Source organism: Streptomyces sp. NPDC001606, assembly GCF_053596835.1.
In genome coordinates, this window is record NZ_JBSFHC010000005.1 from 55,863 (window position 1) to 81,167 (window position 25,305).

General features: G+C 70.1%; 16 protein-coding genes and 1 pseudogene. 5 read left to right on the plus strand and 12 right to left on the minus strand.

The window, feature by feature from the left end:
• Position 1: 1 nt before the first annotated feature.
• Positions 2 to 1,063, plus strand: coding sequence for a YihY/virulence factor BrkB family protein (locus tag ACWCV9_RS11825; RefSeq protein WP_450785839.1), 1,062 nt, complete (start codon positions 2 to 4; stop codon positions 1,061 to 1,063).
• Between the two features lie 124 nt (positions 1,064 to 1,187).
• Here ACWCV9_RS11825 and ACWCV9_RS11830 read toward each other — a convergent pair.
• The 6 genes and pseudogenes from ACWCV9_RS11830 to ACWCV9_RS11855 form a co-directional block, all read right to left on the minus strand.
• Positions 1,188 to 1,262 (minus strand): annotated as a pseudogene (locus ACWCV9_RS11830) (3-oxoacyl-ACP reductase); the annotation flags it as partial.
• Positions 1,263 to 1,281: 19 nt separating this feature from the next.
• A complete protein-coding gene (locus tag ACWCV9_RS11835) occupies positions 1,282 to 1,731 on the minus strand; it encodes a hypothetical protein (RefSeq protein ID WP_450785840.1) in 450 nt (149 codons plus the stop codon).
• A gap of 44 nt (positions 1,732 to 1,775) precedes the next feature.
• Entirely contained in the window at positions 1,776 to 2,852 is a 1,077-nt protein-coding gene (locus tag ACWCV9_RS11840; protein WP_450785842.1) for a hypothetical protein, read from the minus strand.
• Positions 2,849 to 3,862, minus strand: coding sequence for a hypothetical protein (locus tag ACWCV9_RS11845; protein ID WP_450785844.1), 1,014 nt, complete (start codon positions 3,860 to 3,862; stop codon positions 2,849 to 2,851). The genes ACWCV9_RS11840 and ACWCV9_RS11845 overlap by 4 nt, the downstream gene beginning before the upstream one ends.
• 997 nt (positions 3,863 to 4,859) lie before the next feature.
• On the minus strand, positions 4,860 to 5,618 hold the full coding sequence (locus ACWCV9_RS11850; protein WP_450785846.1) for a toll/interleukin-1 receptor domain-containing protein: 759 nt from the start codon (positions 5,616 to 5,618) through the stop codon (positions 4,860 to 4,862).
• A 13-nt stretch (positions 5,619 to 5,631) separates the two neighbouring features.
• Positions 5,632 to 6,924, minus strand: a complete 1,293-nt coding sequence (locus ACWCV9_RS11855; protein ID WP_450785847.1) for a helix-turn-helix domain-containing protein — start codon at positions 6,922 to 6,924, stop codon at positions 5,632 to 5,634.
• Between the two features lie 542 nt (positions 6,925 to 7,466).
• Here ACWCV9_RS11855 and ACWCV9_RS11860 point away from each other — a divergent pair.
• Entirely contained in the window at positions 7,467 to 7,991 is a 525-nt protein-coding gene (locus tag ACWCV9_RS11860; RefSeq protein WP_450785848.1) for a peptidylprolyl isomerase, read from the plus strand.
• 81 nt (positions 7,992 to 8,072) lie between these two features.
• Here ACWCV9_RS11860 and ACWCV9_RS11865 read toward each other — a convergent pair whose 3' ends face one another.
• From ACWCV9_RS11865 to ACWCV9_RS11885, 5 genes are all read right to left on the minus strand, one after another.
• Positions 8,073 to 8,951 (minus strand): carbohydrate ABC transporter permease, encoded by an 879-nt coding sequence (locus tag ACWCV9_RS11865; protein ID WP_385845958.1) that lies wholly within the window; start codon positions 8,949 to 8,951, stop codon positions 8,073 to 8,075.
• On the minus strand, positions 8,948 to 9,931 hold the full coding sequence (locus tag ACWCV9_RS11870; RefSeq protein ID WP_450785849.1) for a carbohydrate ABC transporter permease: 984 nt from the start codon (positions 9,929 to 9,931) through the stop codon (positions 8,948 to 8,950). The genes ACWCV9_RS11865 and ACWCV9_RS11870 overlap by 4 nt, the downstream gene beginning before the upstream one ends.
• A 99-nt stretch (positions 9,932 to 10,030) precedes the next feature.
• Positions 10,031 to 11,341 (minus strand): ABC transporter substrate-binding protein, encoded by a 1,311-nt coding sequence (locus tag ACWCV9_RS11875; RefSeq protein WP_450785850.1) that lies wholly within the window; start codon positions 11,339 to 11,341, stop codon positions 10,031 to 10,033.
• 79 nt (positions 11,342 to 11,420) lie between these two features.
• Positions 11,421 to 14,387 carry a glycoside hydrolase family 2 TIM barrel-domain containing protein gene (locus tag ACWCV9_RS11880; protein ID WP_450785851.1) on the minus strand — a complete coding sequence of 989 codons (2,967 nt, stop codon included), beginning with the start codon at positions 14,385 to 14,387 and terminating at the stop codon, positions 11,421 to 11,423.
• Between the two features lie 92 nt (positions 14,388 to 14,479).
• On the minus strand, positions 14,480 to 15,490 hold the full coding sequence (locus tag ACWCV9_RS11885; protein WP_385845954.1) for a LacI family DNA-binding transcriptional regulator: 1,011 nt from the start codon (positions 15,488 to 15,490) through the stop codon (positions 14,480 to 14,482).
• Between the two features lie 338 nt (positions 15,491 to 15,828).
• On the opposite strand from ACWCV9_RS11885, the gene ACWCV9_RS11890 reads away from it, so the two are divergent.
• The 3 genes from ACWCV9_RS11890 (at position 15,829) to ACWCV9_RS11900 (ending at position 23,347) form a co-directional block, all read left to right on the plus strand.
• Positions 15,829 to 18,621, plus strand: coding sequence for a DNRLRE domain-containing protein (locus tag ACWCV9_RS11890; RefSeq protein WP_450785853.1), 2,793 nt, complete (start codon positions 15,829 to 15,831; stop codon positions 18,619 to 18,621).
• A 175-nt stretch (positions 18,622 to 18,796) separates the two neighbouring features.
• Positions 18,797 to 21,694: a glycosyl hydrolase family 95 catalytic domain-containing protein gene (locus ACWCV9_RS11895; protein ID WP_450785855.1), complete on the plus strand. Its 2,898-nt coding sequence runs from the start codon at positions 18,797 to 18,799 to the stop codon at positions 21,692 to 21,694.
• A 96-nt stretch (positions 21,695 to 21,790) separates the two neighbouring features.
• Positions 21,791 to 23,347, plus strand: coding sequence for an alpha-L-arabinofuranosidase B (locus tag ACWCV9_RS11900; protein WP_450785857.1), 1,557 nt, complete (start codon positions 21,791 to 21,793; stop codon positions 23,345 to 23,347).
• Between the two features lie 51 nt (positions 23,348 to 23,398).
• Here ACWCV9_RS11900 and ACWCV9_RS11905 read toward each other — a convergent pair whose 3' ends face one another.
• On the minus strand, positions 23,399 to 25,264 hold the full coding sequence (locus tag ACWCV9_RS11905; protein WP_450786246.1) for a family 43 glycosylhydrolase: 1,866 nt from the start codon (positions 25,262 to 25,264) through the stop codon (positions 23,399 to 23,401).
• Positions 25,265 to 25,305: the final 41 nt, after the last annotated feature.

The window sequence follows — 25,305 nt, forward strand, 5'->3', positions numbered from 1 at the left end:
TATGGCGAAGCTGCATCTTCCAGGGCGGGAAGCGCACCACAGCCGCGACGAGTCGCGGACTCGCCGGGTGGCCCCCGAGGAGGCCGGACCCGCGCCCGAGGTGGAGCGCCGGGCACCCGATACGCCGACCAAGCTGCCCAAGGGCGCATGGCGCGGTGTGCTCAAGGGGGCGCTGCGGGAGTTCAAGGACGACGAGCTGACCGACCGCGCCGCCGCCCTGACGTACTACGGCGTGCTGGCGCTGTTCCCGGCGCTGCTGGTGCTGGTGTCACTGCTGGGCCTCACCGGCAGGTCGACGACCGATGCCCTCCTGGCCAACGTCAGAAAGCTCGCCCCCGGCTCCGCCAGGGACATCCTCACCCGGGCCGTGGAGCAGTTGCAGAACAACGCCGGGGTCGGCTCCGTCATGGCGGTCGTCGGCATCGTACTGGCGGTGTGGTCGGCCTCCGGATACGTGGCCGCGTTCATCCGCGCGTCCAACGCCGTCTACGACATGCCGGAAGGCCGGCCGGTGTGGAAGATCCTTCCCGTACGGCTGGGCGTGACCATCGTCCTGATGGTGCTGGCGGTCGCCAGCGCGCTGATCGTGGTGTTCACCGGCGGCCTCGCCCGCCGGGCGGGAGCCGCGCTGGGGGCCGGTGACGCGGCGCTGACAGCGTGGTCGATCGCCAAGTGGCCGGTCCTGATCATCCTGGTCACCGTCATGATCGCCATCCTGTACTGGGCGAGCCCGAACGCGAAGGTGAAGGGCTTCAAATGGATCACGCCCGGCAGCCTGCTCGCCCTGGTCATCTGGATGATCGCCTCGGCCGGGTTCGCGTTCTACGTCGCGAACTTCGCCTCCTACAACAAGACGTACGGCACCATGGCCGGCGTCATCGTCTTCCTCGTCTGGCTGTGGATCACCAACCTGGCCATCCTGCTGGGCCTGGAGTTCGACGCGGAGACCGTCCGCCAGCGGGCCATCGCGGGCGGCCTCCCGCCCGACACCGAGCCGTACACCCAGCCCCGCGACACCAGGAAGTGGGACGAGGACGACCGACGGCGCCTGGACGGCGGCTGAGCACGCCGCCGGCGCTCCCGCCTGAGCGCCGGCTCAGCGCGCAGGGTGAAGGCGAAGTCCTCGTACGGCCGGCTGTGACGCCTCCGAAGCCCCCTCGCGCAGCGCGTCGGAGCCGACTTGCCACCGCTGCCCTCGTCAGGCCCCGTAGCGCCCACTTGCTGGTGGTGTGGGCGACCGGGTAGTGGGCGGTGAGGGCCGCCAGAGGAGCCGGCCGGTCTTCAGCCCTGTTCCCGGCGCGGGGGCGGATCCGGCGGGAAGGTCAGGCCGCTGATGGTGCCGGCCTGGACGATCGGGCCGTGCTGGATGCCGCCGGAGACGGCGTTGTGCACCGTTGCCGGGCGGCCCGCCGCGGCGGCCGCCAGTCGGTGCAGCGACGCTCCGAGAGCACTCAGGTCCTCGTCGGTGAGTGCCCCGGTTTCCACCAGCCCGCAGAGACGGGTCTGCCATTCAGCCGCGATGCCGGCCGCGGCGCGCTCGTCCGCCACGCTCCCGGTGAGGATCAGCCGCGCACGCGCGTCGTCCAGGCCGGTGATCGCGGTGGTGTCCGCGCCCGCACGTGCCAGGAACCGGGCCATCAGTGCGCGGGCGTGAGTCCAGGAATCAGTGACCATGAGGGAGACCAGGGTGGTGGCTCCCGATGCCGCCATCGCGGCCAGTTCGGCGTCCATCGCGTCCTCCTGGATGCGCAGGAATGAAATGTCTCGGTCGGCGATCAGGCCGTCTGGGTCGGCGGGCCGGGGGCCGGTTCCGCTCCCGCTCCCGTCTCGGGGGTGGAAGGCCCCGGCGGATCGAACCGGCGTAGCAGGTCCTCCGCTGTCTCGTGGCGGTTGTGCTGCTCGATGAGCTGCGAGAACTGTCGGGCCAGCATCGCCCGCCGGTCGTCGTCCTCCGTGAAGCCCATCCCCTCGAAGAATCCCGACAGATGGTCCGCAGCCGACGGTTCACGGGCCAGGAGATCGCCAGACTCCATGCCCCCGTCCGGCGTGCCGGGTCCTCCCGGCCAGTTCGGCAGCATCTCGAGCAGGCGCTCGGGGATGTCGGTGTCGTTGGCAGCGGAGGTCAGCTGCGCCAGCAAGGGGAGGTCGGCCACGGTCTTCGCCACCTGCTCGTCGTTCTTGGTGAGCCACCACACGACGGCGCTGCCGGTGTCCTTGAGGACGTCCTCGCCCAGATACCGGCGCTTGCTCTGCTCGTACTTGCGCTGGTGCTCCCAGACCGCCTCGTCCTTGCGCACGCCGGCGAGCCGGTCCAGACGCTCCTGGTCCTCGTCGGGCAACGTGAGGCTGATGTCCTCCGCCATCGCCCGGAGGTGGCCCGTGGAATCCGGGCACATGCGGCTGAGGGCGCCGCCGAGTTCGTGCTGAAGGAGCGAGGCGTGGCCGGGGTCCCGCTTCTCGGCGATCGCGCGGGCCCGGCTGAGGACCGCGTCGATGGCGAGGCCGGCCGGGTTGACGACCGGGCCGCGCCCCGGATCGTCGGCGAAGCACCATCGCACGGTCGCCGAGAAGACGAAGTGGTAGTCGTCCCAGAGGCTCGGAAGCGTGACTCGGTTGACGCGGCACTCGGTCCGCTCCACGGGGGCGGCCGTGAGCTGCTCCTCGAAACTGACCGGCACCGGCCCGCGGCGCTGTGAAGCCACCCGGAAGGTTGCCGCGGGCAGCACGAGAAGAAGCGCGGCCAGCACCAGCCAGGACCAGCCGGGCCATCGCTGCACCAGGCCGACGATGGTCAGCAGCAGGCCGCACAGAACAGTAAGGAACACGGTCGTCGTCTTGCGCGCGGTCGTCATGATCGCCCCCCTCTGGCCGATGCCGGCGGGGCGGCAGGACCGAGGTTCTGTGCCACGCCGATCTTGTGGAGCAACAGGTCGGTCGTCTTGACGGAGTGGGAGCCGGAGCCCGGAGAAGCGCACTCCGCCCGGCGCGCGGACGCGTACAACGCGGCGAACGCGGCGCCCCGGTCCTCCCCGCATCGGTCGGCGGCAGCGACCAGCAGGTCGAGGAGGACCTCCCCCCGGTCACCGGCGCCCTCGGCCGCCCAGCGCAGCCAGCTCTGTATCCCTGTCCGTGGTGTCATGCGTGGTCCTTCCGTCCGCGACACGGCGTGGGTCAGCACGGCGCGCCAGCACGTGATCAGGGCGTGTCGTACCCCCTCCTCGTCGACCAGGGCGCGGGTGGTGACGGAGCGGTCCGTGAGCGGCTCCGGATCGCTGACACGCAGAAAGATGGCCAGGTCGGCCGGCGCGAGGTTGCCGCGTGCCAGCCGGTCGAGCAGTCTTCGGCGCAGTCGCCGGCTGCCGGCCACCAGGTCGCACAGGGACTGCAGCGCATGGGCCGTACCGCGCTCACGCCGGGCGAGATGGTGCAGCCGGACCAGGGCGTGGTCCGGATGGTCCAGCGCGAGGACGTCGGCGCAGACCTGGACCAGCACCTGCGCGAACTCATCGGTCAGCCGGCCGTACGCGCACCAGTTGTAGATCCGTTCGCGGAAGTCCCTGCCATGGGCGGGATCCGCGAGACCGCAGGTGAGCGCCTGGACCGCGGCCTCCGCCCCGGCTCTGCCCGCTGCCTGCGCGCTCCACCGCTCGGCGAGCGCGGCGAGCGCGTCCGCCTGCCCGGTCCGCAGGTACTCACCCGCCAGCCGGGCCACCAGTCCGTCACGGACGTCCGGCACGAGATGCGGGTCGCTCGACTTGACGACCCGTGCGGCCCACGCGCCGAGGTGCGGCCGCAGGTCGGGCATGTGGTCCCAGAAGTGGGCGCGGACGGCGGAGTCGTAGTCCAGCTCGGTGAACCGCACGCGACCGTCCGGCCCGGAGCGGGCCGAGATCTCCGACAGCCGCTGGCAAGGTCCTTGCGCTGGAGGAGCGGAGTCTCCTCCTCGGGGGCCCCGACCGTGCTCAGCAGAAGCGCGGCCGCCTGGTGGACGACGTCGGCGTGCGCGCCGTGGAGCATGGACACGGCGATCATCAGGGCGCGTTGGGAGGCGTCGGGTAAACCGGCGACGCGGTCGGCGACTTCGGCGCGGCGCCCGGCGCGCGCACGTTTCGCGGCCGTACACCACTCGGGAAACCCCTCGCCGGGGCCGGCCGTCTCGCGGGCCCGGCGTATGCGGTCGGCGAAGTCGGCGATCTCCCGCATGGGTTTGCGTTCGCTCAGGAACTCGTCGACGGTGACGTCGTTCCGGAGGAACTGCTCGCACGGCACGCCGTGGGTGCGCAGGTGGCGTCTGAGAACCTCCAGGGGAAAGGTCGGCGGTCCGATTTCGACACGGTAGTGCTGGAGGTCGGGGTCGAGGTCCCCGTGGTGCGGCATGACGACGACGAGATGGGCCCGTCGCTCGTGCACCGTCTGGCGCAGGGCGGGCAGGTTGCCCCGCGCCTCATTCCACGGTTCGGCCTTCGCGGTGGACAGGTCGAGCAGCAGCCGGTCGCCCGGGTCGACGAAATCCGGGTCGTGCCGCGACAGCTCGTCCAGCTCGTCGGGGAGGAGTTCGCGGAAGGCCCCGCCGGGACGGTGGAGTTCGCGCAACAGTACGCGAGCCGTGGCCGAGCGGCCGCTGCCGGGAGCACCGTCGAGGATGACGGTGCCCGTCTCCTCGAGCGTCGTCCGGGCCTTTCCCATGTTGACCGGAGCGACCAACACGCGTCGGACCCAGCGAAGTTGGTCATCGGGAAGTTGCCGGAAGACCGGCTTTCGCGGTTCGTGGGCAGCGGCGTCGAGGTTGACGTAGATGTGGCCGCCGCCCGTGTGCGTGACGCCCCGCGTGCTCTCGACCCGGGTGGTGTGTTCTGTGCTCACCGTCGGTCGTCCCGGGGCCGCTCCGGCTCCCCGAACCGCTGGTGGACGTCCCCGTGGTGGTCCCCCTCGGTGTACGTCGTCCCGGTGCCCGAGATGTAGCGGTCGCCCGACACGTGGCGTGAGTTGTTGTAGACGCTGCCGCTGCCCGTGTGGACCGTGCCGTGGGAGTTCTTCACGATCGTGCCGCCGACGTCACCGCTGAAGTCGCCTGCCTGGACGGACGTTCCGCTCACGTCCCCGATGGAGTTGTGCACGGTGGTCGACGCCGGCGACGGCTCGCCGGGCTCGAGCAGGTCCCGCAGCTCGGGCACCAGCTCGGCGACCAGATCACCGATACGCCGGACGCCGGCCTCGGTGTTGTGGGTGCTGTCGAACGGTACGAACTGTAGATCGGCGAGCCGCGCCAGCTCCGGCGGCAGGACCGCGTTGCTCAGCCGGTCGGTCTTGCGGCCGTCCAGCACGGGAACGACGATGAGCCCCCACTCGAACGCGGCCTCGATCTCCTTGCGCACCCAGTCCTCGGGATCCTCCAGCCGACTGCGGAAGTTCGTCCAGTCCGGTCCTACGACGGCCAGCAGCACGGAGCTGTGACGTAACGCGGTCTCGAGAGCCTCGGGGTAGGCCTCCCCTGGGGTGATGGACCTGGACGCGCGGAAGACACGGTCCTGGCCGAAGCGACGTGACAGCTCCTGGTCGAGGAGGGCCGCGGTCCGCTCGCCGTCGCCGGTGCGGTAGTTGATGAACACGTGGGGCATGCCAGTGACTCCTTCAGATGGTGGACGGGCGCGACAATGTGCCGAGTCGCGGTCCCAGACGGCGTACGGAGGAATGGTTCGCGTGGCGCGCCAGGGCGCGGGCGAGCCGCCTCAGGTCGGTCGTTACGGTGGCGGAACCCACGGCCTCCACCCCGTCGAGCAGCGGCGCCGCCAGGTCGCAGGCGTGGTCGATCTCGCCGGCCGACGCGTAGGCGAGTGCGCGGCGGACGCCGTACCTGACCTGGGTGCGGACCGCGTCCCCGCCCACCAGGGCGAGTTGTCGGTCCAGTTCCTCGCTCGCCTCGCGCGGCCGCCCGAGATCGACCAGGCACCAGCCGGTGACCATGCCGACCGGATCGGGAAGGTGCATGGTGCCGATCACCGGCTCGTCAGTCCCTTCGTCCTGGAGAGCAAGAAGTGCACGCGCGCGGTCCAGCGCCTCCAGACAGGCCCGGTGGTCACCCGCAAGGGCGTGGCCCTGGGCTTCGCGCTGTGCGGCGAGCCCGCGGATGCGCGGGGGCAAGGCCCCGCTCTGCGCGCGCCGCGCCAGAGTGACCGTCTGCTCGGCGTCGTCCCGGTACAGCGTGATCAGGGCCCGGCGGACCAGCGCGTAACCCGCCAGTGCCCGGTCACCGCCGGCGGCCGCCAGATCGACCGCGCGCTGCGTCCACCACAGAGCCGCCCGCTCGTCCCCGGTCTCCTGCACCAGCCAGCCGACGTATTCGGCGTACCGGGAGCCGAGGGCCAGCAGGTGGCGACGGGTGCCGCTGTCACAGTGGGTGGACAGTTCCCGCAGGGTATGGGTCTGTGCGATCAGAACGGGCAGGAGCAGACCGGGCGCCACCGCCTGGCCGAGTCTGCGGTAGTGGGTGAACAGCGAGCGGGAGGCTTCCAGCATTTCCGCGCCCGCGGCCGGTGAGGCCGGGCCCGCGCTGTCGGACCGCCACGCCATCAGCGAGGCAGCACCTGCGCCCATGGCTTCCCGTCGGCTCAAGGGCTGGAAGGTGTTCGGTCCGTCCGGCGACAACTGCATGATCCAGTCCTCCTCGTGGACATGGCCCGGCGCCGGATCGACGGGCGGGTCGGCGGTCTCGGGTGCGAGCAGGGCCAGCAGGGCCCCGCCGGCCCCGAGGGCGGCGTCGCACAGGCGGGCGAGGTCACGGCTGGGGGCCTTCAGGCCCCGTTCCACCTTGCTCAACTGCGCCTTGCTGTAGTGCACGGAGCCGGACAGGGCGGTGAGGCTGAGCCCTGCCTCCAGACGACGCTTCCTCAACTCCTCGCCGAACCCGGTGGACGGCTGTGGCACGGAAACCTCCAACTCCTCCTGCCCTTGGCCGAGTCGGCGCTGCACGAAAGCGTGCGGCAGTCGGGCCGAGGCGGACAAGGTGATCGATGCTGTTTCCCGTTTCCTTCTCCGGCTCGGGAACGCCACATGCGCCCGTGGGTGACGCAGTTGGTCATGAGCGTGTGAGAGCGGCGCCCGACGAAAGCCCCGTCGACGCGGCCCGGCGCGGATTGCGCAACCGTGGCCCGCGCCGGGCCCAAGGCCGGGAGCGGATGTGGCTTGCGGACGGGTGCTCGCCCGCCGGGACGCGCTCTAGACTGCGACCGCTCCGAGATCTGACGATGTTCTGGAGGGTGTGCAGGATGAACCGAGCTCTCACGACCGCACTGGCGGCAGCAGCGTTGGTCGTGTCCGGGGGTGGCACAACCGCCTACGCTTCCGATGCCCCGCCGCGAACCACGCACGGTCCTTGCCAGTACACCCAGACACCGGACGAGCCGGCGGCGCGGCCGGTTCCCCTGCCGCCCGACCCGGGGCACACCCCTAGTCACGGCACGGTCGGTGTGGTTGTCCGGACCAGCCAGGGCCCGCTCCCGCTGAGTCTGGACCGGGCGAAGGCGCCGTGCACGGTCCAGAGCTTTCTGCACCTGGCGCGGCACCGGTTCTTCGACCGTACGGTGTGCCATCGGCTGACGGCGTATCCGACGCTGAAGGTCCTCCAGTGCGGCGACCCGACCGGTACGGGCGAGGGTGGGCCGGGGTACGCGTACAAGGACGAGCTGCCGGTGGACCTGCCGCCGGCACCGACCGATCCGACCGGCACCCGTCGCCTCTACGGGCGCGGTCTGCTGGCGATGGCCAACGCCGGGCCGAACACGAACGGCTCGCAGTTCTTCGTCGTCTACGGCGACTCCGCGCTACGACCGAACTACACGGTGTTCGGCACGGTCGGTACCGTCGGCCTGAAGACGCTCGACAAGATCGCTGCCGGCGGAATCGAGCCGACCGGCCAGGACCCCGCGCCTGTCGACGGCACGCCCGCGCTGAGGACCGAACTCCTCAGCGTCCGGCCGTCCTGCCGGCCCTGATGGACTGGGGTGCGGCGAAGCCGTACCGGAACGCTCCGGTGCGGCTTCGCCGCGCGTTCGACTGCACGGGCAGCGGACGCGTTACTTGAGCGACCCTGCGGTCAGGCCCTTGCGCCAGTACCGCTGGAGGCTGATGAAGGCGATGAGCAGCGGGACCAGCGACAGCGCCGCACCGGTGATCGACAGCAGTGGCGGCACGCCGTTGGCGAACTCCGAGCGCCACTGCACCAGGCCCACCGTGACGGGCTGGAGTGAGGAGGAGTTGAGCATGAGCGAGGGCAGCAGGTAGTTGTTCCAGATGCCGACGAACTGGAACAGGAAGACGGTCACCAGTGCGGGGGCCATCAGCGGCAGGGCGACCTGGAAGAAGGTGCGCTGTTCGCCTGCTCCGTCCAGCCGTGCGGCCTCCAGCAGCTCGTCCGGGACGGACGCCGCGGCGAAGATCCGGCAGAGATAGACGCCGAACGGACTGACACAGCTGGGCAGCAGCACCGACCAGTAGGAGTTGGTGAGGTCGAGCTTGGCCATGAGCAGGAACAACGGCAGCGCGAACATCGGCGCCGGGATGAGAACCGAGGCGAGGATGACGTTGAACACGCTTTCCCGGCCGCGGAAGCTGAACTTGGACAGCGCGTAGCCGGCCATCGCGGACAGCAGGGTGCTGACGGTCGCACCGACGAGGCTGTACAGCGCGCTGTTGGCGAGCCAGGTGGAGAAGATGCCGCCCTCGAAGCTGAACACGGTTCTGACGTTGGCGACCAGGTCGAAATGGGAGAACCACAGCGGCGCACCGGTGTAGAGATAGCCCGAGCCCTTGGTCGCGGAGACGAACAGCCACCACAGCGGGATCAGCGTGTACACGGCCATCAGGCCCAGCACGCCGTTGACGGCGACCTTGCTCGCGATCTCGGTGCCGCGCGGGGCCGGTCGGATCGGTCGGCTGGCCCGGGTCACGCTCATGCCGTCGCTCCCTTGCGTTGGGTGTACTTGAGGAATCCGAACGAGAGCACGAGGGTGAGCAGCGCGAGTACGACGGACTGGGCGGCGGCCAGGTTCTGGTTGCCCATGTCCATGCCCAGGGTGGTGTTCATGATCGGGGAGAACGTCGGCGAGACGCCCGGGACGCGCGCGCCGACCAGCACCGCCGGCTCGGTGTACAGCTGCGCCGTCCCGATGATGGAGAAGACCGTGGTCAGCACCAGCGCGGGACGCACCAGCGGGATCTTCACCGCCCACGCCAGGCGCCATCCGGTGCAGCCGTCGAGCGCGGCGGCCTCCATCACCTCGGCGGGGAGCGTCTGCAACGCGGAATAGATGATCAGCATGTTGTAGCCGGTCCAGCCCCACGTGATCATGTTCCCGATCGAGACCGGTACCCACGACGGCGACAGGAAGTCGACGTCGATCCCGATGCGGGACAGCGGCCCGGTGAACGGCGACAGGCTCTTCGCCAGGAGGAAGGACCACATCACCGCGGCGATCGCGCCCGGCAGCGCGTAGGGCAGGAAGAACGCGAGCCGGAAGGTCTTCCGCAGCCGGGCCGAGCGGGAGTCCAGCAGGAGCGCGAGAAGGAGGGCCAGGCCGAGCATCACCGGCACCTGGACGCAGCCCAGCAGTACGACCCGGACGATCGACGCGATGAAGTCGTGGTCGCCGAAGGCATCGGCGTAGTTGGACAGTCCCGCGAACTCCGTGGACTGCGTACCGCCGAACAGCCCCGCGCGGTGGACGGTGAAGAAGCTCTGGTAGACGGCGTAACAGATCGGCGCGACCATCATGGTCAGGAAGAGCACCGCGAACGGCGCCAGGAAACCCGACGCGGTCAACGCGGTACGGCGGCCGGTGCCGCGCCGAGGCCGGCCGGCGGGGGAGACGCGGGGGGTGACCGCGGGCACCGGCCGCGGCGGCGACGCGGTCCGGGCGTTGCTGGGACTGCTCATGGAAACCTCGCTGGGCGGATCGTCGTCAGGGAGCGGGCTCCCGCGGCACCGGGTACGGGCGGCCGCGGGAACCCTTCGGGCGGCTGAAGTGCCGCTGCCTCAGCCGTTGGTGACGGACAGTCCGAGCTTCTTGATCGCGGCGACCGTCGAGGCCTGGACCTTGGTGACCGCGTCCGGATAGGTGCCGGAGCCGATGGCACCGGTGAAGTCCGTCTCGACCTGCTGGTAGGTCGGACCGTTGGTCCAGGTGGTGGGGACCTGCCCGGCGGAGGTCTTGTACAGGTCGCCGACCTTCTGGCCGCCGAAGAACGGGTCACCCCCCGTGAGCGACGAGTCGTCCTGCCCGGCCTTCGACGCCGGGTACAGGCCGCCCTCGATGCCGGCCTTCACGGCCTGCGGGTCGCTGGACAGGAACACGGCGAACTGTGCGGCTTCGCGGGGTGTCTTGCACCCGGTCATCACCGAGGTGGCCGAGCCGCCGTTGCTGGAGCTGGTGCCGTCGCCGGCCTTCCAGGTCGGCATCGGGGCGACCCGCCACTTGCCGGCCTGGTCCTTCAGGTCCGACTTCAGGCCGCCGGCGGCCCAGGACGCGTTGACGAACGTCAGCACCTTGCCGGCTTCGGAGGCCTTGTCGAACTGCGGGTCCCAGGCGTTGCCCGTCTTCGTCACCAGCCCCTTGTCCTTCATGCCCTGCCAGAAGGCGGCGACCTTCCGGGTGCCGGGGTTGTCGATGCTGACGGTCCAGCTGCTTCCCTTGGTCGAGTACCAGGACTGGCCGGTCTGGAGGCTGTAGGCCGCCAGATCGTTGCCGTCGCCGGGCGGGGTGCCGAACTTCACGCTCGGATCGGCGGCGGCGACCTTCTCGGCGTCGGCCTGGTACTCGGCCCAGGTGGCCGGCGGCTTGCTGATGCCGTACTTGGCGAACAGGTCCTTGCGGTAGAAGAGGACCATCGGGCCGACGTCCACCGGTACGCCGTAGATCTTGCCGCCGATGCTGGAGGCCGAGACTGCCGACGGGACGAACTTGGCCATGTCGGCGCTGGCGTACTTCGTGATGTCCATGATCGTGTTCTTCACGAGCATCGACGGGATGGTCTGGTACTCGATCTGGGCCAGGCACGGGCCCTGGCCGGCGGTGATCGCGTTGCCGATCTGGGTGTAGCCGCCCTTGCCGCCCGACGGGATCTTCTTGAAGGTGACCTTGGCGTTCGGGTGCGAGGCGTTCCACTGGTCGACGATCTTCTCGTACGGAGCCCAGCCCCAGAACTCCATGTTCACCGGCCCGGCCTGGCTCTTCTCCGAGTCGTCGGAGGTGCTCTTGGTGCTGCTGCACGCGCCGAGGCCGGCCACGAGGAGCGCCGCGGTGGTGATCGTCAGGAGTCTGCGGGTGCGTAGGGCGGTGCTGACCATGTGAGGGAACCTTCTGTGACAGGGGCTGACGAGATGGATGGCGTGACGGAGGGCCGGTGGGCGGGCGGGCAGGGCCCGGCTACCGGCCGGTGCCGAACTCCACGCCGAACGCGGTGGGGACCGCGGCCAGGACGTGCGGTGCCGACGGCCCCGGGCCGCAGGCCGTGCTGCCCAGGCCGTGGTGGGCGTGATCAAGGTGCAGATGGAGTCTGCCGTCGCGGACCAGGTCGTACTGGTGCGTCGCGGCGGCCAGTGCCTCGGTGCTCCACGGACGAACGGTCAGGTCGATGACCGGGTCGCCGGTGATGAGCAGGGTGCCGTCCGGGGTGGTGATCCTGGCGCGGCGGACCTGGTGCCGGTTGCCGTTCTCCTGCGGGCGGACCTGAGGGGTCTGCATCGCCGAGACGGTCGACAGATGGCGGCCGACGCGAGCCGCGGCGCGGAAATCGCGGTACGCCTCACCGGGGCCAGGACCGAACCACTCGACGTCGGCGTCGGTGCCGGGCAGCGACATCGCGACCCCCAGTCGGGGCAGCGGCACCGGCCATGGGCCGTCGGGGGTGACGACGGCGTCCAGCCGGAGCCGCGCCCGGCCCGCCTGCGGTGTGTCGCAGGCCGACCAGCGGTAGACCACGCCGAGCCCGGAGGAGGACCCGGCGGCGGCCAGCCGGGCGGTGACCGTGAGCCCCGACGCGTCGGGCTCGACACCCAGGACATCGTGGCGCATCCGGTGCAGTCCGGCGGCGAACCAGGCGTCGGACTGCGGCTCGCCGAAGGCGTTGAGCAGGTCGTTGTCGATCGGGGCCCGCCAGACGTCCAGCCTCGGACCGTCGAGCTCCAGGTCGCCGAGCCGGATCAGCACCCCCGTGCGGGCGTCGAACCGCGCGGGACCCAGGGCGATGTACCCGTCATGGGCGAAAGCCGGCGCCGGCGCGAAGGGGACGGGCGAGGCGGCCGGGGCCACGACCAGCCCCTGGGCCCAGGCGATCTCGTGACCGGCCGCGGCCCAGGTCTCGTCGGCGGCGAGCACCGCGGTCACGGTCAGCCACACCTCGTGGCCGGAGTCGTTCTTGCGCGCCGCGTCGAGCGCGGCGGTGACCTCGGCGGGCCATGCGACGGTGGTCGTCGTGCCCGGAGCGGTCGCGGGCACGGGCAGGTCGCCGGAGCCCACCGGCTCGCCGCCGTCCTCCACGGTCCACCGGAAGTCCAGGTAGCCGCTGTCGCGGACGTGGTGCAGGTTGTGCACGCGGATCTGCCCGGTCGCCGGGTCGATGTGGATCCGGACCGGTTCGATGACCTTCTTGTACTCGACCAGGCCCGGCGACGGCGTGCGGTCGGGGAAGAGCAGCCCGTCGGCGACGAAATTGCCGTCGTGGACCTCCTCGCCGAAGTCTCCGCCGTAGGCGTAGAACGTGGGGGAGTCCTCCTGCCCGGTGCGCCGGGCGATCCCGTGGTCGATCCACTCCCAGACGAATCCACCGGCCAGGCGCGGATGTGCCTCGATGACCTGCTGGTACTCGGACAGCCCGCCAGGGCCGGTGCCCATGGCGTGGCCGTACTCGCACAGCACGGCCGGCAGGGCGCGGCGGTGTGCGTCGTCGGCCGGATCGGCCGTCGGTGCCTCCTGGCCGCGTCCTACGGCGGCCAGCTCGTCCACACCGATGTACATGCGGGAGTACAGGTCGACGTACGCGCAGCTCGCGTGGTCGCCCTCGTAGTGGATCAGGCGGCTGTCGTCGCGCTGCCGGATCCACGCGGCCGCGGCAGCCAGGTTGGCGCCGGTGCCGGACTCGTTGCCCAGCGACCAGACGATGACCGAAGGGTGGTTCTTGTCGCGTTCCACCAGCCGGGCGGCCCGGTCCAGGTAGGCCTCGCGCCACGCGGGGTCGTCGCTCGGGTTGCGCCGCCAGCCGCCGGGTTCGAAGCCGTGCGTCTCGAGGTCGCCCTCGCAGAACACCCACAGGCCGTGCTCGTCGCACAGGTCCAGGAAGCGGTGGTCGGGCGGGTAGTGGCTGGTGCGCACCGCGTTGATGTTGTGCTGCTTCATGAGCAGCACGTCGGTCAGCATGGTGTCCTCGGTCAGGGTCCGTCCCGTCAGCGGATGCCATTCGTGGCGGTTGACGCCCCGCAGGGTGATCGGCCTGCCGTTCACGGTCAGGACGCCGTCCACGACGGCCACGGAGCGGAAGCCGATGCGCAGCGGTATCCGCTCCCCGGCTTCGGATACCAACTCCCCCGTGTACAGCCGCGGTTGCTCGTCGGACCAGGGCTCGACGGCGTCGATCAGATGCGGGCCGGCCGGATCGGCGGCGGTTATGCCGAGTTCGGGCACCGACAGGGACACCCGGGTGGGGGCGGTGACCTCGACGGACAGGGTGCCCTGCACCGTCGTGCGGTCGTAGGCGGCGTGGACGAAGAAGTCCTCGACACCGCGGGCGGCTACCGTCACCGACCGGAAGATCCCGGACAGCCACCACATGTCCTGGTCTTCCAGATAGCTGCCGGACGACCACTGGTCCACGCGGACCGCGAGTACGTTCCGGCCGGGCCGCAGACTGCCGGAGACGTCGAACTCGGTGGTCAGGCGGCTGCCCTTGCCGTCGCCGAGCCGGATCCCGTTGAGCCACACCGCGAACGCGGAGTCGACGCCCTCGAACCGGAGCACCGCAGCCGCCGCCGGGAACCCGTCCGGAACCTCGAACACCCGGCGGTACTCACCGGTCGGGTTCTGCCGGGGCACCCGTGGCGGGTCGACCGGGAACGGGTACAGGATGTTGGTGTAGGCGGGGGCGCCGTAGCGCGGTTCGCCGGGCAGACCGGTCATCTGCCAGCAGGACGGCACGGCGAGCAGGTCCCAGGCGGCGTCGTCGAAGTCCGGCGCGGCGAAGTCCGGGGTGAGGTCGTCCAGCCCCGACGCCAGCCGGAATCTCCAGGTGCCGTCGAGCGTGAGCGTGGGCAGGTCGGAAGAGAACGCGGCGCGCGGTCGCAGCCGTCCGGTGCCCGGCGACCGGTCTTCGACGTAGGCGTTGGGGTCGAGGCCGTTCACAGTAAAGGTGTTTCCTCTCGACATGCCCCCGTGGTGGCGGGAACCGGCTGGGAAGGACTGCGCCGACGGCTCATGGGGTGTGCCGTGGCAGGTCAGGCGGTGCCGGGCGGCAAACGGTCGCCCCGGGCGGGGCCGCTGCTGTCCCGCACGGTCAGGGTCGGGCGCAGCAGCGTGACGGCGTTGGTCGGCGGCCGGCCGGAGTCGACGGCTCGCAGCAGGAGTTCCACGGCCTGCTGGGCCATCTCGCGTTTGGGGAAGGTGACCGTGGTCAGCGCCGGTCGGATCCGCCCGACCTGGGCGATGTCGTCGAAGCCGACGACGCTGACGTCCTCGGGGACCCGCCGCCCGGACCGGACCACCGCCTCGACGGCACCGACGGCCAGGACGTCATGGGTGGCGAAGATCGCCGTCAGCTCCGGATCCGCCTCCAGCGCCGCGCAGGCCGCGGCGAACCCGCCTGCGGCGTCGTCGCTGGTGCAGGCGAACACCTTGCGGTCGTCCAGTCCGTCGGCGGCGAACGCCCGGCGCAACCCCACGACGCGCGGTGTGTGCGCGGGGAGGTCGGCGATCACCGCGACATTCCGGTGGCCCAGATCCCGCAGGTGGCACCCGGCCAGAAAACCCGCGTGCTGGTAGTCGATGGACACCACCGGGAGGGTGGTCGGCGGGTCGCCCTCCCAGGCGAACAGCGCGACCGGGAAGCTGGCCGCGGCGAGCATCGGCAGTTGCTGTTCGACGCCGTTGTCCCCGGCGACCAGCAGTGCGTCCACCGAGCGGGCGGTGAGGTTCTCCAGGTGGGCCCGGGTGTAGTCGGGATCGTCGCGGGTCGTGGCGAGCAGCAGGTTGTATCCGTGGCCGACCAGGAGGTTCTCCACCTCCTCGACCACCTCCGAATAGAAGGCGTTGGCCACCGACGGCACGAACAGGCCCACCGTCGACGTGCTGCCGGTGCGCAGTGAGCGCGCCACCAGGTTCGGCTTGTAACCGAGTTCGGCGATCGCCTTGTTCACCTTCGCCAGGGTCTCCGGCCGCACCTTCTTGCCGGACACCACGTTGGAGACGGTCTGTTTGGTGACCCCCGCCCTCGCGGCTACATCCGCCATTGTCACCACGTCGACTCCCCGAAACATTTATCGATCCACGAAAGTGGCGTCAGCGTAGGGCGGCTGTCGCAGCAGGGCAAGTCCTCGTGCCGTGGCCGTAATTCAGCCGTTACGGCGCACGGCGAGGGCGCGGCAAGCAAGTTACGGCGACTTCCCGTGAGTTGCGGCGCACGGAGCATTGACGCCTCCAGAAATACGGCAGTAACGTCCCCGCCACGCCGATTCCTTGGATCGGTCCACGTAGTGGCGCCGGTTTCGCGCATGCTCCGCGCCCTCTCCAGCAGGCGGCGAGTGCCTGAACAGGCCTGGAGGGGTCTCGTCCTGAGGAGATGACAGACATGACCAGACCGGCCGGCGGCGACGTCGACCCGAACCCCGTCCCGGCGCGACGCGGCTCGCGCGTGATGCGCTTCCTCGCGGTCGCCGCCGGCGCCGTCATCACGGCGGCGAGCCTCATGCTCACCGGCGTCGCCCCCGCACACGCCGCCACCACCGTCCACACCTACGCGCCGACAGGAGTGGGAGGCGGTACGACGACGTCCCCGGACGTGGCGTCCACCACGTACCAGGTGCAGGTCGCCGGCACGCCCGTCCAGGCTGTCCAGTACACCGAGAACGGCCACAACTTCGACATCGCCCGATTCGCCTCGGACTCCCGGACCCCGACGATCACGGTCACGCTGCCCAGCACCACGATCGACACGGTGAACGTCTACCCGGCGCGCTACTACCCCGCCGGCAGCGTCTCGGTGAGCACGGACAAGCACACCCTGACGTTCCGGATGTCAGCCGCCGCCGGGTTGAACCAGGCGATCGTGATGGTCAACGGCGACTCGACCAACGCCACGGGACAGCCGTACCTGGCGGTCGTCAACGACCCTCTGGAGGACCCGGCGCAGCGCCCGGACACCACGAGCGCACCGGACGGCTCCGGCGTCAACATGCAGACCGGTGTCCTCAACTTCCAGGAGTTCGCCGCGAAGTACCTCGCGGCGCACCCGAACAGCGCGGCCCAGAAGGCTCCCGCCGCGACGACCAGCTCCATGGCCGGCAAGAGCGTCGACGGCACCGCCATCCCCGCCGGTCAGAAAACCTCGGCCGGGAGCCTGGTGAGCGCGAGCAGTGTCAATGTGCGGTACCCGAATGTGCGGATGATGGCCGCCGACGACGTCACCTACGCCCTTCAGGCCGCCCTCGACACCATCAAAGCCCACCCCACGGCGCTCAACACGCTCTACTTCCCGAACGGCACGTATGTGTGGTCCGGTCTCCGGGTCAACGGTCTGGACGGCAGCAAGCTCAAGGGCGGCAAGCTGAAGATCTACACCGCCGAAGGGGCCCTGCTGAAGAACCGCGTCCAGGCGTACATGGAGGCGTTCGAGCCGGCGATCGGGATCATCAACTCGAGCAACATCGAGATCGACGGCCGCGGCATCTTCGACGGCAACGGCGTGGCGAACTACCGCAGTGACTCGCACGACGCCTACCGCAGCCAGCACCAGGGCGGCGTCATGGTCATGCACTCGTCGGACATCACGTTCAACGACACCTACGAGCGCAACGCGAAGCAGTGGAACTACGAGACCCACACGGCCAACAGGGTGAGGTTCAACAACATCAAGGCCCTTACCCCGTACCGCCAGCCGTGGATCGACGGGACGGACTTCGCGAGCGGCCAGGACATCACCGCCAACGGCGTCTTCACCCTCGGCAACGACGACGCGTTCGCCTCCGGCCACTACAACCCCAGCGACGGATTCACCCCCCTGGCCTCCGGCGTGTGGAACAACTTCCAGCTCGGCACCTCCACCGCCGACGTCCAGGGCTATGTCAACGCGGTGGCCGCCCACGACGCCGTCGCCGACGATCTCGGGTTCGACTCCTACCACTGGGACCACGAGGACTCGAAGAACATCTCGGTGAGCAACACGCTGAACTGGTCGGTCGCCGCCGGCAACGCGATCCGGCTCGGCTGGAGTTCGTACGGGTACCGGCTCACGAACTACACGTTCGACAACTTCAACTCCGTGGCGCCGGCAGCCGGGGGAATCTTCACGCACAACAGCCCCAATCCGTACCCGCACATCCAGAGCATCGTGGTGAAGAACAGCTCGATCGACACCTCCCGGTTCACCCAGGGACCGATCGGGCTCAACGGCGGCAACGGATCCACCCAGACCATCACCGCCGACCAGCAGGCGACCTACGGGTACGCCCCCAACCCCGACGGGTCGGGCACCACGTACACGTACACCAGGGACCCGATCGGCACCTTCGACCTCGACAACGTGTGGTTCTCGCAGCAGAACACGAGCAGCACGCTGAACGGCGCCACGAACGTGACGCTGAACAACATCCGCGTCGCCGGCCGGCTCGTCGAATACACCAGCCAGCTCCCGCTGAAGACGAGCGGCACAGGCACGCTGACCACCACCTACACGGACGCGAACGGCCAGACCCAGAACGTCAAGGCCGGCGCCCTCACCAGCGGTGACACCTGGGTGGGTGCGTGGACGGGCGACCAGACCACGAACAACTCCGCGGACCTGACCCTCGTCACCCGCAACACCGGGGCCGGCTTGATGGGCGAGCAGTACACCACGGGATCCGGGGACGGAAAGCTCTCCTACATCCAGTTCCCCCTCGCCGGCCTCACCAGGGCACCGAGCCGGGCGACACTCCATCTCACCTACGTCGGCCACCGCTATGCGACGGTTCCGTCGAGCGACACCGACCAGCTCCTCGTGCAACCCGTCAGCGACACCACCTGCACCGGCGGCGGCACATCCTGCCCGGTCACCACGATGACCTGGCAGAACCGGCCGAGCTTCACCGCCACGACGTCCTCCGTCGCCAAGTCGGCCACCTTCACCCTCGGTTCGACCGTCATCCCGGAGGGCGGCGGAACCCACCAGGACAACGCCGTCGACGGCCGCGACATCACCGTCGACATCACCTCCTTCGTCCAGAACGCCTACGCGGCCAACCAGTCCACGCTCCTGCTCGCCGTCTGCAACGCCGGGGGCACCAACCACGAGCTGCGCTTCGTCAGCTCCGAAGGCGCCACCGGCTCCGGCAAGCTCACCCACGGGACCGCCGAGATGGCGCCCGGAATGACGGTGACCCCGTAGCCATCCGAGGCCGGTCCGTCCCCGCGGGGCGGGCCGGTCTCAGCCGTCCGGTTCCGCCGCCGACGGCCGATCCCGCCACCGCATGTCCGACAGCGCGCTGTTGTCCGCCACCGCACCCGCACCGGTGGCACCCCTGGTCCCAGTGGTCCTCACCGTCCGACAACGGAGTCGCCCCATGTCACTGCACGGCCTTCCCCTCAACCGTCGGCGTTTCCTCACCGCGGCCGCCCTCGCCGCCGGCGCCACGGCCCTGCCCGGCCTCGTCCTGGCCGACCGGGCTGCGGCGGCCGTACCGCCCCAGGTCACCCTGCCCGACCGCGGCATCTGGGACAACGCCACCGCCTCGGCCTGGACCGACGGGTTCCTGAGCGGAAACGGCGAGTACGGGGCCGTCTACTACGGGGCGCCGACGCTCGAAAAAGTGATCTTCAATCATCACCGGTTCGTGCTGCCCAACGGCAGCCGGAACGTCATGCCCCCGGTGATCGCGCCGTACCTCGAGACCGCCCGGGACCAGGCGCTGGCCGGCGACTACTCCGGTGCCTCCGCCGCCTTCGCCCACGGATGGAGCCTGCGCTGGACCCAGACCTTCCACCCCGGCTACGAACTCCAGCTCAGCACCCCGGGCATGACCACCGTCAACGACTTCGCCCGCATCACCGACTTCCGCACCGGAGAGGTCACCCACACCTGGACCGACCCGTACGGCACCTGGAAGCGCCACCTCTTCGTCTCCCGCGCCGACCAGGTCGTCGTCCACGAGCTGCTGCCCGCCACCGGCCGCACCGTGGACACCACCATCAGCGTCGACACCGCTCTCACGGGCGTGCCGACCGGCGTGTCCTTCTCCACCACCGCCACCGTCACCAGCGGCGACGGCTACCTGAACCTGCGCGGCACCTACCCCTCCGGAGGTGCCTACGGCTACGAGGGCGTCACCCGCGTCGTCGTCTCCGGCAGCGGCTCCTCCGTCACCGCCGACGGGCAGACCCTGGTGGTCGCCAGGGCCACCAAGGTGCTGCTGCTGACCAAGCTCGCCCGATACGAGACCTCCACCGGCTGGAACAGCCGGCCCTTGCAGACCGCCCTCGCCGCGCTGACGGCCGACTACGCCACCCTCCTGGGCCGCCACGCCCCCAGACACCAGGCCATGTACGACCGCTCCGGCATCGACCTCGACGTCCCCGCCGCCGACCGCCGACTGGCCACCAGCGAGCTCATAGCCCGCCAGAACAGCAACGCGTCCGCCATCGACGTCGCACTGCTGGAGCGGATGTACGACTCCGGCCGCTATCTCTTCATCAGCTCCAGCGGAGTCCTGCCACCACGCCTGACCGGCATCTGGACCGGCACCTGGAACGGCTCCTGGGCCGACGACTTCACCACCGACGCCAACATCAACCTCCAGGTCGCCGGCGGCAACATCCTCGACCTCACCGACGCCATGCAGGGCTACTTCGACCTCATCCTCGGCCAGCTCGCCCACTGGCGCGACAACGCCACCAACCTCTACGGCGCCCGCGGCTTCCTCGCCCCGTCCCGGACCGACGGCGAGTACGGGCACATGCTGCACTTCAACAGCGGCAGCTTCCCCGGCGAGGCCTGGACCGGCGGCGCCGACTGGCTGCTCCACCCGCTTCTGGAGTACTACCAGGTCACCGGCGACAGCGCCTTCCTGAAGAACAGGCTCGGCCCGGCCCTGATGGAACTGGCCCTGTTCTACGAGGACTTCCTCACCCGCACCGACTCCCGCGGCAAGGCGGTCTTCGTCCCCTCCTACTCCATGGAGAACACCCCGACCAGCACCGGTCAGGCGTTCTCCATCAACGCCACCGGCGACATCATGGCCGGCCGGCACGCCCTCCAGGCCGCGATCGACGCGGCCGACACCCTCGGCCTGGAGCAGGGCAGCGGCCAGGGCGTGCAACGCTGGACCGCCCTGCTCGCCAAGCTGCCCGACTACACCGTCAACAGCGACGGGGCGCTCGCCGAGTGGTCCTGGCCGGGCCTGACCGACCGCTACGACCACCGGCACGCCCAGCACCTGTACGGCGCCTGGCCGCTGCACGAGATCAACCCCGAGGACAGGCCCGACCTGGTCACATACGCCCGCACCGCCCTGGACAAGCGAGGCGACCAGAACTACTCCGCCCACGGCAGCCTTCACCGGGCGCTGGCCCGCGCCCGCCTGAAGGACGGCCCCGGCGTCTACGCCAACCTGCTGAAGATCTACGGCAAGAACATGGTGTGGCGGTCCCTGATGACCTCCCACAACCCGGACCTGACCACCTACAACTGCGACGCCGCCAACACCATCCCCGCCGTCCTCGGCGAAGCACTCGTCTACACCCGCCCCGGTGTCCTCGAGATCCTCCCCGCCCTCCCCGACCAGCTCCCGAAAGGCACCATCAACGGCGTCCGCGGCCGCAACCGGATCTCCATCCAGTCGCTGTCCTGGGACACGGCGGCCCGCACGGCCACCGTCACGCTCACCTCCGCCATCGACCAGGACATCACCTTCATCTGCCGGCGCGGCATCACATCCATCCGCACCGGCGCGAGCGTCACCACGTCGTCGCTGGGCAACCACGCCCGCACCGTGTCGCTGACCGCCGGCACGAGCACCACGCTCACGATCGGCCTGCTGACCGGCCCCTTCAAGCTGGTCAACCGCAAAAGCGGCAAGGCCCTGGACGTCTCCGGCGCCTCCACCTCCGACGGCGGGCCCGTCATCCAGTACACATGGTCCGGCGGCGCGAACCAGCAGTGGAAACTGCTCCCCGACCACGACGGCTCGTTCCGCCTCTCCAACGTCCACAGCGGCAAGGTGCTCGACGTCCCGGGCGGCTCCACCAGCGCCGGCACAGCCCTGGACCAGTCGTCGGACACCAACGGCACCATCCAGTGGTGGAAGCTCGTGCCGGCGCCTACCAGCGGCTACTACCGCCTCGTCAACGTCAGCAGCGGCCTGTGCGCAGACGTACAGAGCGGCTCCACCGCCGACGGCGCCAAGGTCATCCAGTGGCCCGCCAACGGCGGCGCCAACCAGGAATGGCAGCCAGTGGGGCTGTGACGGTGCACCCGTGCGTTGACACATAGCGACAGACCGGACCTGGACGATCCAGTGACCGGGTTGCCGTCCCCGCATCGACGAACAAGGGAGTTCACTGTGCCTGTGCTGATCAGGCTCCGACGACTGCGCCAGGGGGTGGTTGTCTGCCTGGCCGCGGTGGCGCTCGCCTTCGCCGGCCTTGGCGCCTTCAGCGGCGCCGCGCAGGCCGCCACGCAGGGACCCTGCGACATCTACGCGGCGGGCGGCACGCCGTGCGTGGCGGCGCACAGCACCACCCGCGCGCTGTTCGCCTCCTACGACGGCCCGCTCTACCAGGTGCAGCGGGCGTCGGACAACACGGTGCAGAACATCGGGGTGCTGTCCGCCGGAGGTGTCGCCGACGCGGCGGCCCAGGACTCGTTCTGCGCGGGCACCACCTGCACCATCACCCGTGTGTACGACCAGACCGGCGGCGGCAACACCCTGGTCTACCAGGGACCCGGCGGGACCGGCGGCGCCGACACGGCGGCCACCGCGACCACCGAAGCGCTCAGCGTGGGCGGCCGCAAGACTTACGCGCTGTACATCAACCCCGGCAACAGCTACTTCGCGTACAACTCCACCGGGGGCGTGCCGACCGGCAGCTCACCCGAGGGCGCGTACATGGTCACCAGCGGCACGCACGTCAACAACGGCTGCTGCTTCGACTACGGCAACACCGAGACCGACCACAAGGCCGACGGCAACGGCGCCATGGACGCGATCAACTTCGGCACGGAATGCTGGTTCGGCGGCTGTAGCGGGACCGGGCCGTGGGTGCAGGCGGACCTGGAGAACGGCCTGTTCTCCGGCGGCAGCAAGACGTGGAACCCCCAGCAGGTCTCCCGGACCAGCCGCTTCGTCACCGCGATGCTCAAGAACGACGGCACCACCCGGATGGCACTCACCGCCGCCGACGCCCAGTCCGGAAGCCTGACCCAGCTCTACAGCGGCGCACTGCCCACCGGCTACAACCCGATGCACAAGCAGGGCGCCATCATCCTCGGCAGCGGCGGCGACTGCTGCCAGACCAACCGCAACGCGAGCGCGGGCACCTTCTACGAGGGCGCCATGGTCAAGGGCTACCCCTCCGACGCCACCGACGCCGCGGTCCAGGCCGACATCGCCGCGGCCGGCTACAGCACCGACACCACCACCCCCTTCACCCCGGGCGCGAAGGTGTCGCTGAAGGCCACCACCTCCTGCTGCACCGGCGACTACCTCAAGCACGACACCAGCGACGACAACGTCGTGATCGCGCCGGTGACCTCCAGCAGTTCCGTCACCGACAAGGGCAACGCCACCTGGATCGTCCGCGCCGGCCTGGCCGACCGCACCTGCGTCTCCTTCGAGTCGGCCGACGCACCCGGCCGTTACCTCAGGCACTACGCGTTCCAGCTCCACCTCCAGCCCGACGCCGGCACCAGCCAGTTCGCCGCCGACGCCACGTTCTGCCCCAAGCCGGGGAACAGCGGCACGGGTTACTCCCTCCAGTCCTTCAACTATCCGGCCAAGTACATCCGCCACTACCGCTTCACCGGCTACATCGCGAGCAACGGCGGTACCAACGCCTGGGACACGTCGTCGTCGTGGGCCCAGGACACCAGCTGGCTCGCCGCATCTCCCTGGAGCTGACGAGCCTCCGGCACGCGCAGCCACCCGGCCCGGCCGGGTGGCTGCGCGAGGCTAGCCGGTGGCGCGGTGGAAGGTCCACCGTTGGTTGGAGCCGCCGGTGTCGCGGTACTGGATGAGCGCGGCGCCGTCGGCCGTACTGCCTCCACCGACGTCGAGCACCTTGCCGCTGTTGCGGTTGACCAGGACGAACTCGCCGCCGGTCTGCGGGCGCAGCTGCCACTGCTGGCTCGTTCGGCCGTCGGCGGTCGCCTGCACGACCCGTGCGCCGTCCGCCGTCGAGGACCCCGCCACGTCGAGGAACTTGCCGCTGTTGACGCACCTGATGGTGTGGTAGCCGTCCTCGGTGGACTGGAAGGCCCACTGCTGGTTCGGTCTGCCGTTGTCGGGCCACTGGATCACGGCGGCGCCGTCCGCCGTGGCGGCGCCGGAGACATCGGCGACCTTGCCGCTGCGCACGCTGACGCATGTGTAGGACCTGGTGGGCGCGAGCGTGTACTGCACCGAGTCCACGTCGACGTGGCCGGTGTTGTTCGGGTTGTAGGTGTAGAGGCCGACGCGGTCACCGCGGTACCCGCCCCAGGAGAGCTGGTAGGTGCCGCCGAACGAGGTGAACGAGCTGCCGTCGAGGCTGTAGGAGAACTGGCTGACCCCGTTGACGTCCCAGGTGGTACGCAGCCACACGGCGTTGTCTGTGACCACCGGACCGTAGGTCAGGGTGCCGCCGGCGTTGTGCGCGAGCGTGGTGTTGGTCCCCGAGCGCCGCACGCCCAGCCCGGCGTAGGCGCCCGCGTAGTGGCACAGTCCGGCGTGCTGGCCGTCGGCGAGCCCGGCCAGTTCGAGGCGGACCGTCACCGTCGCGCCGCCCGCCGTGCGCAGCACCCGCTGGGTGAGGGTGTTGCCGACCTTGGTCAGGTTGTCGGCCACCAGCGGTGCGAACGCCTTCAGCCGCAGGTAGCCCGGGCGCTCGGTGAGCGACCAGTGGTCCGCGCGCGGTTGGTAGTACCACTCCCACTGCGGCTTGAGGCGGGTCTCGGTGAACAGGTCGCTGGTCACCACGGGCGGCAGCGCGTCGACCGGCAGACCGGGCGTGCCGCCGGCGGGCACCTTGCCCGTCCACACCATGGTGCCGATGCCGTCCGCACCCACCTGGCCCAGGATCGGCCAGCCGTCCACCCAGGTCACCGGCAGCAGGGACAGCGGCCGCCCCTCCCACGCACCGTGGCCGTGGTGGGTCACGAAGTACCAGGTGCCGTCCGGGGCCTGCACCAGCCCGCCCTGGTTGGGCTCGCGGTCCACCGAGGCGTTGACGTGCTCCAGCTGCCGGGTCTCGAAGGGGCCGTAGAGGCTGGAGCCGCGGTTCATCATCAGCACCCGGCCCTCGGACTTCACCTCGCTGTACAGGTGGTAGTAGAGGCCGTTGATCTTGTACAGCTTGTTGGCCTCGCTGCCCGGCGACTGGTGGATGACGGTGGGCGAGCCGACCAGCGACTTCCCGTCCTCGGACAGCTTGAACAGGTTGATCTTGTAGCCGTCCGCGTAGTGCGAGCTGACCAGGTAGCCCTGGCCGTCGTCGTCCCAGAACGGGCACGGGTCGTCCCAGCCGGAGGTCCGCCACACCGAGGTCAGCGGGTCCCACGGCCCTTCCGGCGAGGGGGCCGACGTCATGAAGAAGCCTTCGTCGGGGGTGTTGAAGTACACCCAGAACCGTCCCGCGTGGTAGCGGATGGCCCCGGCCCACACACCACGGCCGTAGCGGTTCATCTGGTCCCAGTTCAGCGCCGGTCCGATACGGGTCAGATCGTCGACCGCGCCGCCCAGCGTCCGCCAGTTGACCAGGTCCTTCGAGTGCAGGACGGCCACGCCGGGCGAGTACCCGAACGTGCTGGTGATGCCGTAGTAGTCGGCGCCGACCCGGATGCAGTCCCAGTCGCTGAAGTCGCCCGGGAGGACGGGATTGA